Raw genomic sequence first — 20,015 nt, 5'->3', positions numbered from 1 at the left:
CCACCCCAGCTTGGTCAAACCATCCCCATGTCGAATCCCCTCCAGGGCGCGCAATTCGTGCTCGCCGCCCATCGCATCAGCCAGCTTCCCGTCGACCAGGGCGCGGAAGTCGCCTTCGCCGGCCGTTCCAACGCGGGCAAGTCCAGTGCGCTGAACGCACTGACCAACCACAAGGGACTGGCACGCACCTCGAAGACGCCGGGGCGCACCCAGCAGATGGTGGCCTTCAGCCTGCCGCCGCACCGGGATGTGCAGGAGCGACCGACCCCCGACCTGCGCCTGATCGACCTGCCCGGCTACGGCTACGCCAAGGTGCCGCTGGACATGCGCGAGCACTGGAAGCAGGAGATCGACGCCTACCTGCACCAGCGCCGCAGCCTGCGCGGGCTGGTGCTGATCGTGGACATCCGCCATCCGCTGAAGGAATTCGACCGGCTGATGCTGCAGTTCTGCTTCGACACCCAGCTGCCGTGCCACGTGCTGCTGACCAAGGCGGACAAGATCTCGCGGGGCCAGGCGGCGCAGGCATTGGCCGCGTTGCGCAAGCAGTTCGCCGCCGAAAACCTGTCCGCCACCGCCCAGGTGTTTTCCTCGTCCGCCGGCACCGGGGTGGAGGAGGCGCGGCAGGCGGTGATGGACTTGCTGGCGCAGCCGCGCGAAGGCGCGCATCAGGACCGCGAGCGCTGAGATCTCAGAGCCTGTGAAGAAAGCCACTTCCTGTCGCTTTCTTCTATCGCACGTCCGGTACATGCCCGGACGTGCTCACGTGAATCAGTCACTTGCGTGACCGATCCACGTCCGGCCATCGGGCAACTGCTCCTGCGTTGCCTCAATTCGGGCATCCATGCCCTCGCCATGGCCGGGCTTCGAGGTTGAAAAATCACAACCTCTCACGGCTGAGCTCCGGTTTCAGCCCTGCACGGCGTCCATGAACACCGCGCACAGCGCTTCCATGCCGGCGCGGTCGTCCTCGTCGAAGCGGTCGGTGACCGGGCTGTCGACATCCCACACGCCGAGCAGCGAACCGTCGGCCCTGACCAGCGGCACCACGATTTCCGATTGCGAGGCGGCGTCGCAGGCGATGTGCCCGGCGAACGCGTTGACGTCGCGCACCAGTTGGGTTTCGCGGGTCTGCGCGGCGGTGCCGCAGACACCCCGGCCCAGTGCGATGCGGATGCACGCGGGCTTGCCCTGGAACGGACCCACCACGAGTTCATGGCCGTCGTACAGGTAGAAGCCGGCCCAGTTCACCTGCGCCAGGCTGTGATAGACCAGTGCGCCGAAATTGGCCGCGTTGGCGATCAGGTCGCGCTCGCCGGCCAGGATGCCGCGCGCCTGCTGCACCAGGTCGGCGTAGTGCTCGCGCTTGCTGGCGTAGGTCTGGGCTTTCAGGTCGAACATGCGATGCGTCCCGCGGCAAAGTCCGTATTATGCGCCGAGCCATCATCACGGGGGATGCCAGATGAGTCTGACCGAGCAGCGCGAAGGGATCGAGGCGGGGCGGCTGGACATGTTCGTGGATGGCGCGTTCGCGTTCATCCTCACCTTGCTGCTGATCGGCGGCGAGTCGATTCCCGACAGCACCGGCAAGTTGCTGCACGCGCTGGGCGGCATCCCCGCGTTCGCCGTGTGCTTCTTTCAGATCGCGTTTTTCTGGCATGGCCATGTGCGCTGGCGCAAGCGCTGCCATGGCGCCGGCGCCAGCGGGCGCTGGCTGTCGCTGCTGCTGGTGTTCTTCGCGATGATCTTCGTCTACCCGCTGCACATGGTGTTTTCCGGGGTGTTCTCCTCGATCAGCGGCGGCTACCTGCCCGGTGATTTCAAGGTGAGCGGGCCGGCCGACATGCGCACGCTGTTCGTCTGCTACGGGCTGGCCTATGCCTGCATGGCGGGCACGTTGACGCTGCTGTTTCTGGATGCGGCCAAGGTCGCGGCGCGGCACGGCCTGGACAACCTGGACGCGCGCCGCGAGATGCGGATCTGGAGCGTGCCGGCGGTGATCGGTCTGGCATCGGCGCTGGTCGCCCTGCTGATGCCGTTGTCGGTGCCCGGATGGATGTGGTCGATCCCCGGCATGATGTATTCGCTGCTGTTCCTGATCGGGCCTGTGACGAGTCACTTCGACCGACGTCACGCGCCGGCATGATGTCGGCCGTGTTCATCGCCGGCACCGATACCGGCATCGGCAAGACGCACTCGGCCTGCACGCTGCTGCACGCCTTGCGTGCGGCCGGTCACGACGCCTGCGGCATGAAACCGGTTGCCAGTGGTTGTGTGGAAACGCCGCAAGGCCTGCGCAACGACGATGCGCTGGCGCTGCTGGCGGCGGGCGCTGACGTCGAGCTGCCGTATGCGCTGGTCAACCCGGTGGCGCTGCGCGATCCGTTGTCGCCGCATCTTGCCGCGGCCCACGATGGTGTGGAGATCACGCTGGCGCCGTTGCGCGCGGCGTTCGAACAACTGGCCGCGCGGCACGCGAAGGTGGTGGTGGAGGGCGTGGGTGGCTGGCTGGTGCCGCTGGCGCCTGGCCTGTTTGCCTCGGACATCGCCAAACAATGGCGACTGCCGGTAATCCTGGTGGTGGGCCTCCGGCTGGGTTGCCTCAACCATGCCCTGCTCAGCGCCCGGGCGATCGTGGCCGACGGCTGCCACCTGCTGGGCTGGATCGGTAACCGGGTGGACCCATCGATGGACGCGCCGGAAGAAAACCTGGACACGCTGCGCGCGTTGCTGCCCGCGCCGTGCCTGGGCGTGCTGCCGCATGGCGTGGCACCGGCGCAGGCCGCCGGCTGTCTGGACGCGGCCGTGGCAGCCTTGGACTGAGCTTCACATTCGATGTGTTCGGATGGCGCACGTTTCCCACGCCGGAGTGACCATGGCCCGCAACCATTACTACCTTTCGATCGCCGACATCGTCCACGCACGCGGCGACGATCCGCGTTTCTCGTGGGATGGCGCCGGCCCGGACGGTTTCGCCAGCACCCTGCAGCAGGCCTTGCGCAGCGACGAGCTTTTCCAGCGCTGGCGCGCGGCGCAGCCCGATCCGGACGCGGTCGACGACAGTCTCGGCGCCACCGACCCGACCGCGCAGGTGGACGCACGAGTGGTCGACCTGCACACCGAGGTGGACCTGATCACCGACCTGCCGATGAGCGTGGTGCGCCATCGGCTGTACCTGATGATCGGCGGCGCCTGGCAGTTGCGCGACCTGCGCGCCGCCTGAGTCGCAGGATTCTGCGCCGCTTCACGGCGTCACCGTTTGGAAACTGGCCGCCGTCTCGCCAGGAGCGTGGGTGGTAGAAACCAGGTGAGCGAGGCAACGTGGTTTTTGAGTCAGGTTTTTCGATCGTTTGAGGCGAATAGCCGCAGCTATTCAACGAAAAGGAGCGGAAAAGCTGGCCAAAACCACGCAGCCGCAGCCGCTTGTGTTTCTACCGCCCACGCTCCTACAGTCGGCGGTCAGACTTCCGTGCCCGATGCCGGGCGCACCACTCCTGGGGAACCCGATGCTTCGACTGCGCACGATTGTGATCGCCACCACGATGGCCCTGGCCGCCTGCTCGCAGCAGCCGGAAGGCGCCGCCAACCCACCCGCGCCGGCCGCTTCCGCCGCCAGCACCAGCAGCGCCGCGCCGGCGGCCACCGACATGACCAGCAACCCGTTCTACAGCGCCAGCACGCTGCCGTTCCAGGCGCCGCCATTCGACAAGATCCACGATGCCGACTACCAGCCCGCGATCGAAGAGGGCATGAAGCAGCACATGGCCGAGATCGAGAAGATCGCGAACAACCCCGAAGCGCCCACCTTCGAGAACACCTACGTGGCGATGGAGAAGTCCGGCGCCATGCTCAACCGGGTGATGACCGCCTTCAACGCCGTCACCGGTGCCAACACCGACGACGCGCTGCAGAAAGTGCAGGAAGACGAAGCGCCGAAGCTGGCCGCGCACGAGGATGCGATCTATCTCGACAGCAAGCTGTTCCAGCGCGTGCAGACGGTCTACGACCAGCGCGACACGCTCAAGCTCGACCCCGAATCGGCGCGCCTGGTCGAGGTGGTCTACCGGAACTTCGTGCACGCCGGCGCCAAGCTGTCCGACGCCGACAAGGCGAAGCTGAAGGACCTCAACAAGGAAGAGTCCACGCTGAGCACCGCGTTCACCAACAAGCTGCTGGCCGCAACGAAGGACGCCGCGCCGGTGATCGCCGACAAGGCGAAGCTGGCCGGCCTGTCCGATGCCGAACTGGCCGCCGCCAGCCAGGCCGGCAAGGACCGCAAGCAGGACGGCAAGTACGTGCTGTCGCTGCAGAACACCACCCAGCAGCCGGAGCTGCAGGACCTCACCGACCGCGCCACCCGCCAGGCGCTGTTCGAGGCTTCCTGGAACCGTGCCGAGCAGGGTGACGCGAACGACACCCGCAAGACCATCGAGCGGCTGGCGCAGATCCGCGCCGAGCAGGCGAAGCTGCTCGGCTTCCCGAGTTATGCCGCGTGGAAGCTCGACGACCAGATGGCCAAGACGCCGGAAACCGCGCTGAAATTCATGCAGGACCTGGTGCCCGCCGTCACCGGCCGCGCCAAGGTGGAGGCGGCCGACATTCAGGCGGTGATCGACCAGCAGCACGGCGGCTTCAAGCTGCAGCCGTGGGACTGGAACTTCTACGCCGAGCAGGTGCGCAAGGCGAAGTACGACCTCGACGAAAACCAGATCAAGCCGTACTTCGAACTGGACAACGTGTTGCAGAACGGCGTGTTCTACGCGGCCAACCAGCTGTACGGGCTGACCTTCAAGGAGCGCAAGGACATCCCGGTGTACCAGCCGGACGTGCGCGTGTTCGAGGTGTTCGACAAGGACGGCAGCTCGATGGCGCTGTTCTACTGCGACTACTTCAAGCGCGACAACAAGAACGGCGGCGCCTGGATGGACAACCTGGTCACCCAGTCGAAACTGCTGGGCACCAAGCCGGTGATCTACAACGTCGGCAACTTCAGCAAGCCGGCCGCGGGCCAGCCGGCGCTGCTGTCGTTCGATGACGTGATCACCATGTTCCACGAGTTCGGCCACGCGCTGCACGGCATCTTCGCCGACGAGCAGTACCCGACCCTGTCCGGCACCAACACCGCGCGCGACTTCGTCGAGTTCCCCTCGCAGTTCAACGAGCACTGGGCCACCGATCCGAAGGTGTTCGCCCACTACGCGAAGAACTACAAGACCGGCGAGCCGATGCCCAAGGCACTGGTCGACAAGATGACGAAGGCCGGCAAGTTCAACTCCGGCTACAACATGACCGAGCTGGTCTCGGCCGCGCTGCTGGACATGAACTGGCACATGCTGGGCGCCGACGCGCCGCTGCAGGACGCCGACAAGTTCGAAGCCGCCGCGCTGAAGAAGGACGGCATCGACCTCGGCTACGTGCCGCCGCGCTACCGCTCCAGCTACTTCCAGCACATCTGGGGCAACGGCTACGCCGCCGGCTACTACGCCTACCTGTGGACCGAGATGCTGGCCGACGACGCCTTCGTGGGCTTCAAGGAACACGGCGGCCTGACCCGCGAGAACGGCGACCGCTTCCGCGCGATGGTGCTGTCGCGGGGCAACACCGAGGAGCTGGCGAAGATGTACAAGGACTGGCGCGGCCAGGACCCGCAGATCGAGCCGATGCTGGAAAACCGCGGCTTGAAGGACGTGCCGAAGAAGTAAGCCGTTGCAGCATCCGTGTTGGAAGCTCAGGCCCGCCGCAAGCGGGCCTGATCTTTTTCGGGAACTGCGAGATGAAACCGCACCGCCAGCGGGTGCCGCCGGCCTTCACGTGGAATAATCGAACCTCCCCGACCGGAGCCGCACGCGCTTGGACAACCACCACTACCTGCAGACCGCGCTGGTGTTCCTGCTGGCCACGGTGATCGCGGTGCCGCTGACCAAGCGCTTCCGGCTGGGTTCGGTGCTGGGCTACCTGCTGGCCGGCGTGGTGATCGGTCCGCAGTTGCTGGGGCTGGTCGGCGATACCGCCGGGGTCAGCACGATTTCCGAGTTCGGCATCGTGCTGATGCTGTTCGTGATCGGCCTGGAATTGTCGCCGCAACGGCTGTGGGTGATGCGCCGCTCGGTGTTCGGCACCGGCCTGTTGCAGGTGCTCGCCAGCAGCGTGGTGATCGCGGCGGTGGTGTACTTCCTGGAAGGCCTGCCCGGCAAGACGGCGGTGGTCGTGGGCGGCAGCCTGGCGCTGTCGTCCACCGCATTCGGCCTGCAGATCCTCGCCGAGCGCAAGGAGGCCGGCTCGGCCTATGGGCGCCAGGCGTTCGCGATCCTGCTGTTCCAGGACCTGGCGGCGATCCCGCTGATCGCGATGGTGCCGTTGCTGGCCACGGCCTCCGCCCGGCATGGCGTGGACCTGACCGGCGCCATGCGCACGATCGGCGTGATCGTGGCGGTGGTGGTCGGTGGTCGCTACCTGTTGCGGCCGGTGTTCCGCTTCGTGGCCAAGGCCGATGCGGTGGAGGTCTCCACCGCCACCGCGCTGCTGGTGGTGATGGGCACCGCCTGGCTGATGGAGCTGGCCGGCGTGTCCGCCACGCTGGGCGCCTTCCTGGCCGGCGTGCTGCTGGCCGATTCCGAATACCGGCACGACCTGGAATCGCATCTCGAACCGTTCAAGGGGCTGTTGCTGGGGCTGTTCTTCATCAGCGTCGGCATGTCGATGGATCTTTCGCTGCTGCTGCATCAGCCGCTGCACGTGCTGGCGGTGGTACTGGTCCTGATGCTGCTGAAGGGGGCGCTGCTGTGGCCGCTGGGGCGGCTGGTCGGCGGGCTGGATCGCGCCGAGGCGCTGCGGCTGGCAGTGCTGCTGGCCTGCGGCGGCGAGTTTGCATTCGTGGTGCTGAAGCTGGCGCAGGAGCAGCAACTGCTCAACGGCCCGCAGCACAACCTGCTGGTGCTGGCGATCTCGCTGTCGATGGCGTTGACGCCGCTGCTGGTCGCCGTGTCGTCGCGGCTGCTCGGCGGCAAGGCGAAGAAGCCCACGCGCGCCTACGACACCATCGACACGCACGTGCCGCGGGTGATCATCGCCGGCTATGGCCGCATGGGCCAGATCGTGGCGCGCGTGCTGCGCGCGCAGAGCATTCCGTTCGTGGCGCTGGACCACTCGGTGGAGCAGATGGACCTGATCCAGCGTTTCGGCAACGTCACCGACATTTTCTACGGCGATCCGGCCCGGCCGGAGCTGCTGCGCGCCGCGCAGGCGGACAAGGCCGAGGTATTCGTGCTGGCCAGCGACGACCCCGAGTCGAGCCTGCGCGTGGCGCGGGTGGTGCGCCGGCAATACCCGCACCTGAAGATCATCGCGCGGGCGCGCAACCGCCAGCATGTGTGGCGGCTGATGGACCTGGGCGTCGACGATCCGGTGCGCGAGACGCTGTATTCCAGCCTGAAGATGACCAAGCAGGCCCTCGTCGCGCTGGGCCTCACGCCGGAACAGGCGGTCGACCGGGTGGAACGTTTCCGGCGCCAGGATGCGGAGCTGATCAAGGCGCAATACCTGGTCTACGACGACGAAACCAAGCTGGTGCAGACCACGCGCGAGGCGCTGGCGGACCTGGAGCGCCTGTTCGAGGCGGATGCCTCGCCCGAGGCCGAGCGTGCGCGCGAGCGCGATGCCGGCACCCCGCTGACCGGGGAAGAGTGAGGCGCTGATCGGGCGATGGCTGCGCCGCGGCGCGCGGCCGCGCCTCAGTCGGCCGGCTGGGCGGGCTGGCGCAGGGTCTGCCGCACACTGGGGATCGCGCTGCTGCGCGCGGCCAGTTCGTGGGCGATGTCCACATAACCGAGTTGCCGCGCCACGTCCGCCGCGCTGCGTCCGAACGCATCGGCCGCGTTGCGGTCGGCGCCGCGGGACAGCAGCACGCGGGCGGGCGGCAACAAGGCGTGCATGGCGCAGGCGTGCAGCGCGGTGACGCCGCGCTGGTCGGCGTGGCCGACCTGGGCGCCCGCGTCCAGCAACAGCGGCACCAGCGCCCCGATGTGGGTGGCGTCGCAGCTGCTGCCCGGCCGCAGCTGGGCGCCGAGCAAAAGCAGCAGCGGCGTCTTGCCTTCGTGGTCGGCGTGGTTGATGTCGGCGCCGCGCTTGAGCAGCGCGTCGAACAGGCGTCGCGCGCGCAGGCTGTCGTTGTGCTCGAAGCCGAACTGCGCCGCCGCGTGCAGCGCGCTGCGCCCGGCGTTGTCGACCGCCTTGATGTCGGCGCCCGCATCGAGCAGCTGTTCGGCGATTTCCGGATAACCCATCGCCGCCGCTGCCATCAGCGCGGTGGCGTCGTTCGGCAGGCGCTGGTCGACGGCGACCTCGCGCTGCAGAAGCAGGGCCACCAGCGATTCGCGCCGCGCGGCGACCGCGGCGGCCAGCGGGGTCACGCCGCTGCGGGCGGCGCGGGTCGCGTCGGCGTTGGCGTCCAGCAGGCAGGCGGCGATCTCGCGGTGACCGGCGCCGCAGGCGTGCAGCAGGGCGCTGGCGCCCTGTTCGTCGAGAGTGTCCACGGCGAAACCCAGTTCCAGCAGTCGCTGCACGCTGGCCAGCGCGCCGGCGCGCGCGGCGGCGGGAAGGTCGCTGGCGCGCAGCGCGCGATCCGGCCGCGACCAGTCGCGCCAGTCCAGCCAGCGCTCCACCGCGGGATGTTCCAGCGCCAGGCCCAGCGGCGTTTCGCCGTTGGCGTCGGTGGCTTCCGGGTCGGCGCCGTGGGCGATCAGTGCGCGCACCAGCGGCAGCGCCTGGGCGCCGTGTTCCAGCGCGGCGAACAGCGGCGTGCGGCCGTCGCGGTCGCGTGTGTTGGGATCGCAGCCCCGCTGCAGCAGCGCCTGAAGCAGTTCCACCTGGTCGTTCACCGCGGCCAGTTGCAGCGGGCTGCGCGCCCGGGCGTCAGGGCCGAACGGATCGGCGCCTGCCTCGAGCATCTTCAACGGCAGCGCGGCCGACTGGACCGCACCGTTCGTGTTCAGCAGCGCCTGCGCCAGCAGGCCGGCGCCGGCGGGCGTGGCGCCGGCTTGCAGCAGGTCGTCGAGCGCTTCGGTGGCATCGGGCAACTGCTGCAGCAGCGCATCGAACAGGCGCTGGCCCGGTGGCGGCAGGTGCGGCGTGTCGCCGGTGTCGGCGTCGTCGATCTGCGGTGCGTCCAGCCGCGCTTCGGCGGCCAGGCCGTGTTCGAGCAGCCAGCGGCGGGCGGCGCCCAAGCCGGGCGAGGCCAGTTCCAGATACATCCGGGCCAGCTCGGCCTGCGGCCATTCGTGTACGCGGGCAACGAAGCCCGAGACGATCGCCCAGTGGCCGAAGCGCAGGGCATCGAGCAGGTGTCCGGGGGTGTCGGCGCCTTCGGCCAGCACGTCCTGGCTGAGGCTGGTCGGCAGCGGCGTATCCGGATCAAGCACGGCGACCAGGTCCCAGCGTCCCGCGGCGGCGGCATGGTCGAGTGCGCCGCGACCGTCGCTGGCCGGCGCCTTCGGGTCGGCGCCCAGGGCAAGCAGGGCGCTGATCGTGCCGGCGTCGGCATGCGGCGACTGGCAGGCGAGGGTCAGTGCGTCGCGACCGTGGCTGTCGCGCAGGCCCGCGTCGGCCTTCGCCTCGGCCAGCAATTGCACGATGCCGCCGGCGCCGGCGCGGGCCGCTTCCATCAGCGCGCTGCTGCCGCGGTGGTCGACCAGGTTCACGTCGGCACCGGCGGCGCAAAGCGCGCGGGCGATCTGTTCGTGGCCTTCGGCGGCGGCGCCGAGCAGGGCGTGCCGGTGACGTGCATCGCAGGCATTCACCGGGGCGCGGTGCTTGAGCAGCAGCTTCACGCCTTCGACGTCGTCGTCGGCGATGCCGCTGGCGGCGACCAGGGCCGGCTCGCCGTCGGGCACGACGGGCTTGGCGCCGTGCTCCAGCAGGAACTTCGCCAGCGGCCAATTCGCCGCGCGGCAGGCGGTGGCCAGCGGGCTGATGCCGGCCTGGTTCAGCGCGTTGATCGGTGCGGCGGCATCCAGCAGCATCGCGGCCACGCCGGCGTCGGCGCTGAGTACCGCGCCGTGCAGCGCGGTGTTGCCTTCGGCATCGGTGACCAGCGGGCTGGCGCCGTTGGCCAGCAGGGTCAGCACCGCCTCGGCGCGGCCGTGCCAGCTGTCGCGGGTGGCGGCCAGCAGCGGGGTGATGCCGCCGCTGGCGCGATTGACGTCGGCGCCCCGGGCGATCAGCGCGCGCAGCAGGCGGGTGTCGGGCAGCAAGGCGGCCAGCATCAGCACCGGCCGCTGGTCGCGATCGTCCGCCGCGGGCGCGGTGTCCGGATCGGCGCCCACCTCGACCAGCGCCAGCGCGCGCTCGATGTCGCCATCACGGGTGGCGGCGAGCAGCGCGGCGGCCTGTTCCGGCGTGCCGGCGGTGCGCTCGACCTCGGTGAGGATCGGGCGATGCGCCGGGGGCGGCGCCAGGTCGGAGCGCCGGCGCGCATGCCGGCTTTCGCACAACAGCGCCCGCAGCGTGCGGTTGGCGATCACCAGGCAGCCGGCCGGCAGCAGCACGATGCCGTACAGGGCCAGCGCCGCGATGCGCGGCTCGGAGGGCACCACGCCGTACAGGCCGGTCAGCGTGATCGCGCCGAAGGACAGCACCAGCAGCGAGAACGCGACCGGCAGGAAGTGGCTGAAGAAGTGCTCCTCGCGCGACAGGTGGCGGCCGAATGCGACGCTGCGCAGGGTGGCGGTGAAGATCCACGAGCCGTCACGCTGGCTCGGATAGGCGTCATCCCACAGAAACACCAGCCCGAACGCGGGCCACAGCCGCCACAGCGCGACCAGCGCCAGCACCAGGGCGGCAGCCAGCAGCAGGGCGCCGCTGAGGCTGGGCGCGTGGGTCAGCTGCATCATCGGCCAGGCCACCAGCACGAACACCGCCACGGTGTAACCGGTGAACATCACCAGGTGCGCGGCGCCACGGCGCAGCACGGTGCGCATGAACTTCGGTTCCGGATCGAAGCCGATCGCATGGCAGACCGCCGCCAGGGTCAGCGCGTTGGCGACCAGCAGCGGAATCAGGGTCAGCGGATGGTTGACCAGGCCGGCCACGAAGACCGCCAGCAAACCGGGAACGAACCAGGCCAGGGCTTGCAGAAAGGGAGGGCGGCGACGTGATTTGGGCTGGGTCATGGAGGGAGTATAGAAATCGTTGGATGGGCAGACGGTAACCAAGTGTTAATGCCGATGGAAATCCGCCGATGTAGATCCGCCGGCGCGAACAGGCCGGCGGAATCCGCGCGCAGGTCGGCGCGTCACTCGTCCCGGTCATCCTGCGGGGAGTGGGTATACGGCAGGTGGTTGGCCGCGGCCAGCGTTTCGTTGGGCGGCACCTGCAGGTGCCAGCCCTGCTCGCGCAGGTGGGCGAGGACCTGCGCGGTGTCTTCCACCGGCAGCTTGCGCTGTTCGTCCAGCTGCACTTCCATCACGAAACGCAGCTCGCCCAGCAGCAGCAACAGCGACTCGGGCAGCCTGGCGAACGCGTCGCGTTCGGCCAGCCACAGGTAGCTGCCAGCCTTGCGCAGGCTGGCGTAGACGAAACATGGCATCGCGAAACCCATCGGAAAGTGCCGGGCCGGCCCCGGCATCGCATCGAGGGTAGCAGGTGCGCAAGCCGGGCGTGCCCGGCTGCGGCCCGCGGTTCAACCGCGCTTCAACAACAACTCGAGCATGCGCCGGAAGCGTGCCCCGTACGGCGGGTTGAGCAGGCCGGTGCCGTTCAGGCGGGCCTGCCGGAACACCGGCTTCAGGTGCGAAAACGTGCGGAAGCCCGCTTCGCCGTGATAGCCGCCCATGCCCGAGGCGCCGACGCCGCCGAACGGCAGCTTGTGCTGGGCAATGTGGTACAGCGTGTCGTTGACGCTGACGCCGCCGGCGTGGGTGCGCGCCAGCACGCGGTCGACCAGCGCCTGGTCGTGCTCGAACAGGTACAGGGCCAGCGGATGCGGCCGCGCGCGGACGTGGGCGATCGCGTCATCCAGGTGGTCGTACGGCACCAGCGGCAGCAGCGGGCCGAAGATTTCCTCGCGCATCACCGCCATGTCGTCGCTGACGCCGGTGAGCAGCTGCGGCGGCAGCAGCCGGCTGGCGGCGTCCTCGCCGGCCTCGCCGAGCCGGTGCAATTGCGCGCCGGCGGCCAGCGCGTCATCGCGCAGGCCGGTGAGGCGCTGGTACTGCCGGTCGGAAACGATGCTGGCGTACTGCCCGTTCTGGCCGAGCGCGGGGTACATCCGCGCCAGTACCTTGCCGGCGGCCTCGATGAACGCCGGTATCCGGGCGCGCGGCAGCAGCACGTAGTCGGGCGCGATGCAGGTCTGCCCCGCATTGACCAGCTTGCCGAACACGATGCGCTCCACCGCGTGGTCGAAGCGCGCCCCGGGGCCGATGATCGCCGGTGACTTGCCGCCCAGCTCCAGCGTCACCGGGGTGAGGTTGGCGGCCGCCGCGCGCATCACGTGGTGGCCCACCGCGGTGGAGCCGGTGAACAGCAGGTGGTCGAACGGCAGCGCGGAAAACGCCTGCGCCACCGCCGCGTCGCCGTTCACCACCAGCACTTCGTCGGCGGCGAAATAGCGGGCCACCTGCTCGGCGAACAGCGCCGAGAAACGCGGGGTGAACTCGCTCATCTTCAGCATCGCGCGGTTGCCGGCCACCAGCGCGTCGACCAGCGGACCGACGGCCAGGTACAGCGGATAGTTCCACGGCACGATGATGCCGACCACGCCCAGCGGCTGCGGGCGCAGTTCGGTGCGCGCGGGCAGGAACAGCCAGTCGGCCAGCCGTCGCCGCGGCTTCATCCAGCGCCGGCCATGGCCGAGCGCGTGGCGGATCGCCGACAGGCTGGGGAAGATCTCCAGCAGGTCGGTTTCCTCGACCGGGCGCTGGCCGAAGTCGGCGTGGATCGCGGCGGCGAAAGCCTTGCGCTGCTCGCGCAGCATCGCCTCCAGCTTGCGCAGGCGCTGCGCGCGCAGCGCCCACCCCGGCATCGGTTCGCGCGCCTGCGCCTCGCGCAGGCGTTGCAGGTCGGCGGTCAGCGGCTGGCTTTCGGTCATGGGCTTCTCAGAGTCTGTGAAGAAAGCCACTTCCTGTCGCTTTCTTCTATCGCACGTCCGGTACATGCCCGGACGTGCTCGCGCGAATCAGTCACTGGCGTGACCGATCCGCGTCCAGCCATCCCTGGCCGGACTTCGAGCTTGAAAAATCACCACCTCTCAGAATTTCACGCGCAGTTCGACGCCGACCGCGCGTGGTGGGGTGATGCTGGCGAACGGCGTGCCGAACACGCTGGTGGAGATATTGTTCACTCCGGTCACGTAGCGCTTGTTGAACACGTTGTTGGCGTACAGCGCGACGCCCCACTGGTCGTCGGCCGCATGCCAGTCCAGCCGCGCGTCGGTGCGTTGCTGGGCGACGCCGGTGTCGAAGTTCGGGCTGATCTGGCAGGTGCCCTGCAGTTGCGAGTCGCGGTTGCAGCGCGACTTGCCGCGGTAGGCATGCGACAGGTCGAACTCCAGCGCGCCGCCCGCCACGCCCTGCCAGGTGTACGACAGCGAGCTGGCAAACGAAAACAGCGGTTCGCCGGTGGGCTGGCCGGACAGGTCGGCGCCCGACGGCGCCACCGCCTGGCGGTAGGTGGCGTCGATGTAGGCTCCGGTGAAGCTGAGCTTGAACGCATCCACCGGTTGCCATTGCGCCTCGAACTCCAGGCCGTGGGCTTCCTGGTCGGTACTGCTGACCAGGTAGCGCGGCACGCCGGAGCCGGCGCTGTTGGGATCGAGCGTGAGCGACTGCTTGTTGTCGTAGCGGTAGTAGTAGACCGAGCCGTTCAGCAGCAGGTGCTGCTCGGGGAATAGGGTCTTCAGGCCGGCCTCGTAGTTGAGCACCTTCTCCGGGTCGAAGCGCGAGCCGATCTGCACGCTGTTGTAGCCGCCGGCCTTGTAGCCCTTGGTCACCGAGGCGTAGCCCATCACGTCGGGGGTGAACTTGTAGTCCAGCACCACGCGGGGGCTGAAGTCGTTCCAGCTGTTCTTGTCCTTCACCAGCACGTTGACCGGAGCGCCGCCGGCGGCATTGAAGATCAGGTTCTGCTGGAACACGCTGGGGTCGATGCCGACCAGGTTGAGCAGGGGCATCAGCGCGTCGATGGTGGCGTCCAGCTCGTCGGCGCGGCGCGGCGGGTTGAACCACGAGAACTCCTTCTCGTCGCGGGTGAAGCGGGCGCCGGTGGTGAGGCTGAGCTGGTCGGTGAGGTGCCAGATCACGTCGCCGTAAGCGGCGTAGGCCTTGAAGCGGCCCACATTGTCGATCTGCTCGCGCCACGGATCGCCCAGCAGGTGGTACTGGCCGTAGCCGACCAGCGGCAGCAGCGAATCGTAGAAGGCGAACGTGTCGGTGGCCGCCGCGCCGCCCACGTTCATCGCCAGCGAATCGACGCTGTCGGTGAACACGTTGGTCTGGCTGGTCTGCCGCGCGTGTTCGTCGTAGTAGCTGACGCCGCCGACCCAGTCGGCGATGCCGGTGGTGCCGGCGAACTTGAACTCCTGGTACCAGCTGTTGTTGCTCTCGATGTTGGCGGTGTCGAGGTAGGTGGCACGGTTGTTGGTGCCGTCGTAGTCGCCGCGGTTGTAGGTGTTGAAGTGCCGCCACGCGGTGGTCGAGGTGAGGCTGCCCCAGCTGAAGGAGTGGTCGACGGTGAGCGTGGCGCCGTCGAAGTGGCGCTTCTCGCCCGCGTTCACCGTGTCGTTGTACAGCGGCGCATGGCGCGGATCGAGGTAGCTCGACGGATCGGCCGGGAACGGCGGGACCTGGTCGTTGAACGGAGGGTCCCGCGTCACGTAGTCCGATTTCGCGATCAGCCCGATCGCCGGCTGCGGCGGCTGCTTGAGTTGTTCGTGGTCCCACGCCAGCAGCACGCGGGTATCGGGCGTGGCGTTCCAGCGCCACACCAGGCGGCTGCCCCAGTCGTGGTCCTTGCCGTAGCTTTCGCCGGTGGCGGCGTCCTTGATCCAGCCGTCGCTGCGGTTGTCCAGCACGCTCATGCGCACGGCCATGTCGCGGTTCACCGGCACGTTGACCAGGGCGTCGGCGTACTTGCGGCCGTCGTTGCCGAAGCGCACGCGGGCCTTGCCCTCGAAGCGGTCGCTGGGTTCGTTGGTGACAATCGAGATCGCGCCGGCGGCGGCATTGCGGCCGAACAGCGTGCCCTGCGGCCCCTTCAGCACTTCGATCCGCGCGATGTCGTTGAACGCCAGCAGGGCGCCGCCGGAGCGGGCCGCATAGACGCCATCGACGTAGACGCCCACGGCCGACTCGGTGCCGATGCCGAAGTTGCTGGTCTCGATGCCGCGCATCTGGTAGCTCGGCTGGGTCGGCTGGTCGGCGCCGACCACCAGGCCGGGCACGAAGATGTCCATCCGGCTGAGGTCGGTCGCCGCCAGCGTGTCGATCTGCTTCGCGGTGACGATCTGCAGCGGGATCGGCACTTCCTGCATTTCCTGCGAGCGGCTTTGCGCGGTGACGGTGATCTTGCCCAGCTGGGTGACGTCCTTGACCGGGTCGCTCGCCGGCGCATTGCTGCCGGCGGCATCCTGCGGCGGCGCCTCGGCGCCGAAGGCCAGCGACGGGCTGCACAGCAACAGCAGCGTGCTGCCGCCGAACAGCAGTTTGCGCAGGCTGATCGAAAGTGGGCGTTGGCGCATGTTCATTCGGTGCTCTCCCCTTGCATCGGATCGCGCGGCCATGGACAGCCGCGCACAGTTGTCTTGTGGAATCAGTGGATCGCCACGCAGCTCCCCGGCTGCGCCGCAATCCATGCCTTGATCAGCGCCACGCCCTCGCGGTGCACGGTGCTGCGGCCGAGCTCCGGCATCATCACGCCCGGTTCGGTCGACGACAGCCGGTAGGGCAGGATCGACTCGTCCGGCTGGCCCGGCACGATGTCGAAGAAGTGGTCGCCGGTGCCCTGGCCGGCCGCGGTCGGCGGCTTGCAGATGCCCAGGTGACGGTCTTCCGGCGTGGTGTAGTCGAGCGTGAGGCCGGTGGTGTTGGCGGCGCCGTTGGCGTTGTGGCAATGGCCGCAGTTGATGTCGAGGTAGGCGCGGGCGCGGGCGTCCAGCGGCGCGTGCGGATCTTCCCAGTTCGCGTCGCGGGGGACGTCGGCCGCGGCGGGCAGGCCGCCGAGGTAGCCCAGCTTCACCAGGTGTTCCAGCTGGTTGGCGCTGCCCTCGGCGTAGTGATAGTCCTTGTTGAGGTGGCGCGCCTTCGGCCCGATCGGATGGATCTTGCGGCTGACCCAGTCCTGCGCATGGCAGCTGGCGCACTGGCTTTCGTCGGGCACCACGTAGTTGAAGTCCTCGCGGGCAGGTATGCCGGCGGCCGGCTGGTCGGCGACCAGGGTCATCGGCAGCACCGCGCCGGTGCGCGCCAGGGTGGCTTCGGTCTGCGCCTCGTTCCACACATAGGGAATCGCCGCCCAGCCGTCCTTGCGATGGACCAGGATGCGCGTTTCGACCAGGTGCACGTGCGCCATGTCCAGGCCCTGCCCGGCGAAGTCGCGCGAGTAGTCGTCATTGCGCAGGACTTCGCCCACCTTGCCGTCGGCGGCGCGCGGGTAATAGAAGGTCTTGCTGATCACCGTGCCGACCGGGAAGTCCAGGGTGTCGGTCGGGTTGTATTTTGCCGACGTGCCCGCGGGCATCCAGATCGTGCGCAGCTTGTGCGCGTAGTCGGTGAACAGCGGCGTGTTGAGGTCGTACGGCACCACGCCGGCGTTGAGCTGCAGCTTGCCGTCGTGGACCTCGACCACGTGCCAGTCACCGAGCTTCTGCGGGCGGCCCTCGGCATGGAAGGCCACCGGCGCCATGCCCTGCTGGCATCCCGCCAGCAGCAGCCATCCCAGCAGTGGAAGTGCGTAACGCCAGTGTCGCCCTGCCGTCATGCCTTCGGCTCCGGGTTCAGCACCACCGGCGACAGCTTCGGCAGCGTGCACTGGTAGGGCTTCATGTCGTTGCTGGGGCTCTTGTAGTCGTGCGGGCCGTCGGCGTTCAGCACGCCGCTGACGTCCTGGATACAGATGCGGTCGGCGGCCGGTGGCACGCCGTCGACCAGGCTCTTCGCGTCGACGTAGCCGTCCCACAGCACGTCGGGGAAGTGGCCGGTGAGGCCGTACATGGCCGTCTTCAGCGTCTTCAGCTTGATCCCGTCCGGCGAATCGCCGCCGCCCTTGAGCCGGTTGCCGTAGATGAAGATGCCTTTCGGATACGGGTTGTAGTTCGGCGAGACGCCGCGGGTGTTGTAGTAGTTGGTCGAGAAGTAGCTGGCGATGATCAGGTTCGCGGTCTGGTTGTCGGAGATGTCGTTGTCGAAGATCTCCACCTTGTCGTTCGAGTTCACCACCACGCCCGAGCCGGCCGGCACGCTGGCCACCGCGGCGCCCTTGGCGGCGAAGTTGCCCGTGTTGTTGGAGTAGATCTTGTTCTTGAACACCCGCGTGCTGTGGCCTTCCTGCGACAGGTTCGGCATGTTGAACACCAGGATGCCGCCGGTGTTGTTGGTGGCGGTGTTGCCGTAGACGTCGGCGTTCACCGAGTTCTCGATCTCCACGCCGGCCACGTTGTACTCGGCGCGGTTGTTGCGCACGATGATGTCGTGCGACTGGCCCACGTAGATGCCCGCGTCGGAAGCGCCGATCACCACCGAGTTCTCGATCAGCACGTTCTGCGTCTTCACCGGATACAGGCCGTAGGCGCCGTTGGTGGTCTTCGGGCCGCCGGTCCACTCGATGCGCACGCCGCGAATGGTGATGTTCTTGCCCTGGTTGATCTTCAGCGCGTCGCCCTTGGTGTCTTCCAGCGCCAGGTTCTCGATGGTGAAGTCACTGGCGTTGACCAGCAGGCCTTCCGGCCCGACCACCTGGCCCTTGAACGACAGCACGGTCTTGTCCATGCCGGCGCCCTTGATGGTGACGCCGTCGGTGCGCAGGCTGAGACCGCGCCGCAGCGAGTAGTGGCCGGCGGGAATCTCGATCACGCTGCCGGGCTTGGCGTCCAGCAACTGTTCCTGCAACCTGGCTTCGAAGCTGGCGTCGGTGCCGGTCTGTGACGCCGGCTCGGACTTGCCGCAGCCAGCCAGGGCCGCGGCGATCGCCACCGTGATGAACAAAGTGCGCATGTTGCTGACTCCCCGTTAGGCATCGAATGCCGACAATGACCCCACTCTCCCTCAATCCACGCCAAAGGGGGAGGGCAGAACGGCCAGGGTACGGGGGGCAAACCGGTCAGCGTGGCGGGGCGATGGGGGGTGAGGAGTGGGTAGAGGGGAAAGCTGGAGCGCGGTGCGCCAGGCTCTTCTCTCATTTCCCACCTCTCTCTCTTCCCTGCACTCACTCCTGTTTCATCAAACCGCGTTGCGGCGGGCGTCCTGTGGCGGCATGCCGGTCCAGCGCTTGAAGGCGCGGCGGAATTCGCGCGGGTCGTTGAAGCCGACCTCGCTGCCGATCTGGGCCACGCTCAGGGTGCCGGCCTGCAACAGCTGCAGCGCCCGCTCAGCCCGCACACGGTCGTGGATCTCGCGGAAGATGCGGCCACTCTCGGCGAGCTTGCGCCGCAGCGAGCGCTCGCTGAGGTTGAGCGTGCGCGCCACGTCGTTGAGCTTGGGCTGCTGCGCCAGTTGGCTGCGCAGCAGGCGTTCCACCGCGGCGACGATTTCCTGGTGCGGCTCGCCGCCGTCCGGCGTGCGCTGCTGCGCGCACAGGGCCAGCGCCTGCTGCGCGGTCAGCGGGTTGTAGCCGGGCAGCGTCCGCGCCAGCCATTGGGTGTCGATCAGTAACTGGTTGCGCGGCGCGCCGAAACGCACCTCGCAGCCGAACAGCGCTTCGTACTTGGCGGCATAGGCGGGCCTGGGATAGGCGAAGTCCGCCCGCACCGGGCACAGCTCGGCGCCGACCAGTTCGCGGGCGATCATCAGGCAGCTGGCGAACAGTTCCTCGCAGAAGAACGGCATCAGTTCGGTATCGCCGAAGCGTGGCCAGGCCAGCAGCGCGACCTCGCGCTCGCTGACCGGCTCGACGGCGACCTCCAGCAGGCAGCCGCAGATCTTGTGATGGGCGATGCCGGCGAACATCGCCTCGCCCAGCGTGCGCGAGGTCATCATCGCCAGGCCAAGCAGGCCGAAGCCGCCGATGGTGCCTTCGCGCCCGATGCGCAGGCCGGCATCGGGAACATCCAGGGCCTGCAGCGCGCGACGCACGAAGGTATTGGCCTGGCGATAGGACACGCGCAAGGCGGGGTCGGCGATCTGTTCCCGGCTCAGCGCCAGGCCGGCAAACCAGGATCGGCTGTCCACCCCGGCGGCATCGGCCAGCTGCACCAGGTAGAGCAGCTTGTTGGGCGGAAATTCCGCGGCGGTATAGCGCGGATCGTCGCTAGCGATGGCGGGGCTGGCGACGGGTGATGGGCCGATCATGCCGGCGGGACGTGCCATGTTGCGAGTGCTCCAGGAAAGCCTGCCGGCACCGGGCCGGCGACGAAAGGGTCTCTATAACATGGCCCGGCGCCCCGCCGTTTGCGCGCCGCACAACATCGGTGTTGCTGACGATTCGCAGGTCATCGAAGCGACGGCATGGCACCACGCGATCAAGGCGAGGCGGTATCGCATCGCTCCCCGGTCCGCACCCGCCAGGCCTCAGTGCCAGCGGTCACCGTCGCGATCCCGGTCGCGGTCGCGATCGTGGTGGCGGTCGTTGTCATGGCGGCGATCATGGTCGCGGTGATGTCCGATGTAGCCGTGATCGCGTGGCGGTACCACGATGCAGCCATTGAGCGACAAGCTGCCCACCAGCACGCTGGCGGCGATGAGGGTGGTGGTCATGAATCGACGCATGGCGGCTTCCTCGTGGCGGTGGACGCAAGAAGTAGCACGCCGGTGAGCGCGCCGCCGTCCACGGGAGCCGTCGGTGACGGCTCCCGTTCATCCGCTGGGCGCTTG

Annotated in this window: 15 protein-coding genes; 6 read left to right on the top strand and 9 right to left on the bottom strand. The window is 68.4% G+C overall.

Annotated features, from left to right (window positions below):
• Positions 1-27: 27 nt before the first annotated feature.
• On the top strand, positions 28-687 hold the full coding sequence (gene yihA, locus AC3A56_RS07355) for a ribosome biogenesis GTP-binding protein YihA/YsxC (RefSeq protein ID WP_487769848.1): 660 nt from the start codon (positions 28-30) through the stop codon (positions 685-687).
• 222 nt (positions 688-909) lie between these two features.
• Here the strand turns inward: yihA and AC3A56_RS07350 are convergent, their stop codons facing one another.
• Complete coding sequence (locus AC3A56_RS07350; protein WP_056715369.1) at positions 910-1,401, bottom strand: GAF domain-containing protein; 492 nt, start codon at positions 1,399-1,401, stop codon at positions 910-912.
• Between the two features lie 61 nt (positions 1,402-1,462).
• Here AC3A56_RS07350 and AC3A56_RS07345 point away from each other — a divergent pair, with 61 nt between their 5' ends.
• The 5 genes from AC3A56_RS07345 to AC3A56_RS07325 all read left to right on the top strand — a co-directional run bounded on the left by AC3A56_RS07345 (position 1,463) and on the right by AC3A56_RS07325 (position 7,686).
• Positions 1,463-2,146: a TMEM175 family protein gene (locus AC3A56_RS07345; protein ID WP_487769847.1), complete on the top strand. Its 684-nt coding sequence runs from the start codon at positions 1,463-1,465 to the stop codon at positions 2,144-2,146.
• Positions 2,143-2,823 (top strand): dethiobiotin synthase, encoded by a 681-nt coding sequence (gene bioD / locus AC3A56_RS07340; RefSeq protein WP_487769846.1) that lies wholly within the window; start codon positions 2,143-2,145, stop codon positions 2,821-2,823. The genes AC3A56_RS07345 and bioD overlap by 4 nt, the downstream gene beginning before the upstream one ends.
• Before the next feature lie 52 nt (positions 2,824-2,875).
• Positions 2,876-3,223: a hypothetical protein gene (locus tag AC3A56_RS07335; protein ID WP_056715433.1), complete on the top strand. Its 348-nt coding sequence runs from the start codon at positions 2,876-2,878 to the stop codon at positions 3,221-3,223.
• A gap of 283 nt (positions 3,224-3,506) precedes the next feature.
• Entirely contained in the window at positions 3,507-5,702 is a 2,196-nt protein-coding gene (gene dcp / locus AC3A56_RS07330; RefSeq protein WP_487769845.1) for a peptidyl-dipeptidase Dcp, read from the top strand.
• A 148-nt stretch (positions 5,703-5,850) separates the two neighbouring features.
• The gene (locus AC3A56_RS07325; protein ID WP_487769844.1) at positions 5,851-7,686 is read left to right on the top strand and encodes a monovalent cation:proton antiporter-2 (CPA2) family protein; all 1,836 of its coding nucleotides are present in this window, start codon (positions 5,851-5,853) and stop codon (positions 7,684-7,686) included.
• 44 nt (positions 7,687-7,730) lie between these two features.
• On the opposite strand, the gene AC3A56_RS07320 is transcribed toward AC3A56_RS07325, so the two are convergent.
• The 8 genes from AC3A56_RS07320 to AC3A56_RS07285 form a co-directional block, all read right to left on the bottom strand.
• The gene (locus AC3A56_RS07320; RefSeq protein ID WP_487769843.1) at positions 7,731-11,165 is read right to left on the bottom strand and encodes an ankyrin repeat domain-containing protein; all 3,435 of its coding nucleotides are present in this window, start codon (positions 11,163-11,165) and stop codon (positions 7,731-7,733) included.
• Between the two features lie 122 nt (positions 11,166-11,287).
• Entirely contained in the window at positions 11,288-11,581 is a 294-nt protein-coding gene (locus tag AC3A56_RS07315) for a YcgL domain-containing protein (RefSeq protein ID WP_056715437.1), read from the bottom strand.
• A 93-nt stretch (positions 11,582-11,674) separates the two neighbouring features.
• Positions 11,675-13,084 (bottom strand): coniferyl aldehyde dehydrogenase, encoded by a 1,410-nt coding sequence (locus AC3A56_RS07310; RefSeq protein ID WP_487769842.1) that lies wholly within the window; start codon positions 13,082-13,084, stop codon positions 11,675-11,677.
• Between the two features lie 159 nt (positions 13,085-13,243).
• Positions 13,244-15,730 carry a TonB-dependent receptor gene (locus tag AC3A56_RS07305; protein WP_487769841.1) on the bottom strand — a complete coding sequence of 829 codons (2,487 nt, stop codon included), beginning with the start codon at positions 15,728-15,730 and terminating at the stop codon, positions 13,244-13,246.
• Between the two features lie 71 nt (positions 15,731-15,801).
• Positions 15,802-16,968 carry an SO2930 family diheme c-type cytochrome gene (locus AC3A56_RS07300; RefSeq protein ID WP_056715390.1) on the bottom strand — a complete coding sequence of 389 codons (1,167 nt, stop codon included), beginning with the start codon at positions 16,966-16,968 and terminating at the stop codon, positions 15,802-15,804.
• Entirely contained in the window at positions 16,965-18,200 is a 1,236-nt protein-coding gene (locus AC3A56_RS07295; protein WP_056715393.1) for a parallel beta-helix domain-containing protein, read from the bottom strand. Before AC3A56_RS07295 ends, AC3A56_RS07300 begins: the two co-directional genes overlap by 4 nt.
• 225 nt (positions 18,201-18,425) lie before the next feature.
• Positions 18,426-19,511: an AraC family transcriptional regulator gene (locus tag AC3A56_RS07290; protein ID WP_487769840.1), complete on the bottom strand. Its 1,086-nt coding sequence runs from the start codon at positions 19,509-19,511 to the stop codon at positions 18,426-18,428.
• A gap of 201 nt (positions 19,512-19,712) precedes the next feature.
• Positions 19,713-19,910 (bottom strand): hypothetical protein, encoded by a 198-nt coding sequence (locus tag AC3A56_RS07285; protein WP_487769839.1) that lies wholly within the window; start codon positions 19,908-19,910, stop codon positions 19,713-19,715.
• Positions 19,911-20,015 lie beyond the last annotated feature (105 nt).

This window comes from Rhodanobacter sp. Soil_C_14 (genome assembly GCF_057657335.1).
Note: the sequence above shows the minus strand (reverse complement) of the source record. Positions and strands in the feature narration are given on the sequence as shown.

Coding starts and splice junctions, on each gene's coding strand:
- yihA (WP_487769848.1), top strand. CDS start 28: ATGTCGAATCCCCTCCAGGGCGCGCAATTCGTGCTCGCCGCCCATCGC.
- AC3A56_RS07350 (WP_056715369.1), bottom strand. CDS start 1,401: ATGTTCGACCTGAAAGCCCAGACCTACGCCAGCAAGCGCGAGCACTAC.
- AC3A56_RS07345 (WP_487769847.1), top strand. CDS start 1,463: ATGAGTCTGACCGAGCAGCGCGAAGGGATCGAGGCGGGGCGGCTGGAC.
- bioD (WP_487769846.1), top strand. CDS start 2,143: ATGATGTCGGCCGTGTTCATCGCCGGCACCGATACCGGCATCGGCAAG.
- AC3A56_RS07335 (WP_056715433.1), top strand. CDS start 2,876: ATGGCCCGCAACCATTACTACCTTTCGATCGCCGACATCGTCCACGCA.
- dcp (WP_487769845.1), top strand. CDS start 3,507: ATGCTTCGACTGCGCACGATTGTGATCGCCACCACGATGGCCCTGGCC.
- AC3A56_RS07320 (WP_487769843.1), bottom strand. CDS start 11,165: ATGACCCAGCCCAAATCACGTCGCCGCCCTCCCTTTCTGCAAGCCCTG.
- AC3A56_RS07315 (WP_056715437.1), bottom strand. CDS start 11,581: ATGCCATGTTTCGTCTACGCCAGCCTGCGCAAGGCTGGCAGCTACCTG.
- AC3A56_RS07310 (WP_487769842.1), bottom strand. CDS start 13,084: ATGACCGAAAGCCAGCCGCTGACCGCCGACCTGCAACGCCTGCGCGAG.
- AC3A56_RS07305 (WP_487769841.1), bottom strand. CDS start 15,730: ATGCGCCAACGCCCACTTTCGATCAGCCTGCGCAAACTGCTGTTCGGC.
- AC3A56_RS07300 (WP_056715390.1), bottom strand. CDS start 16,968: ATGACGGCAGGGCGACACTGGCGTTACGCACTTCCACTGCTGGGATGG.
- AC3A56_RS07295 (WP_056715393.1), bottom strand. CDS start 18,200: ATGCGCACTTTGTTCATCACGGTGGCGATCGCCGCGGCCCTGGCTGGC.
- AC3A56_RS07290 (WP_487769840.1), bottom strand. CDS start 19,511: ATGGCACGTCCCGCCGGCATGATCGGCCCATCACCCGTCGCCAGCCCC.
- AC3A56_RS07285 (WP_487769839.1), bottom strand. CDS start 19,910: ATGCGTCGATTCATGACCACCACCCTCATCGCCGCCAGCGTGCTGGTG.